The following is a 247-nucleotide window of genomic DNA, read 5'->3' on the forward strand; positions in this document are numbered from 1 at the left end:
AGGGCCTGCGCAGCTTCGCCGTGGACCGCATCTACAAGGCCCGGGTGGTCGACACGGTTGCGCGCGACGTGGACGACACCGAGCTGGACGAGCAGTTGGGTGCCAGCGACGGCATCTTCTCCGGCCCGCCCAAGGGCTGGGCCACCATCGTCTTCAGTGCCAAGGCCGCGCGCTGGGGGGCCGACGAGCATTGGCATTCCCAGCAGCAGGGCCGGTTCCTGGCCGACGGCCGCTATGAGCTCAAGGT

1 protein-coding gene is annotated in these 247 nt (G+C 69.2%); it reads left to right on the forward strand.

What is annotated here, in order from left to right; translation table 11 throughout:
• On the forward strand, window positions 1–247 hold a 247-nt coding region (locus ACQG3P_RS21460), incomplete at both ends, for a WYL domain-containing protein (RefSeq protein ID WP_426806183.1).

Origin of the sequence: Stenotrophomonas sp. SrG, from assembly GCF_050031795.1 — a bacterium.
Classification (GTDB): Bacteria; Pseudomonadota; Gammaproteobacteria; order Xanthomonadales; family Xanthomonadaceae; genus Stenotrophomonas; species Stenotrophomonas rhizophila_A.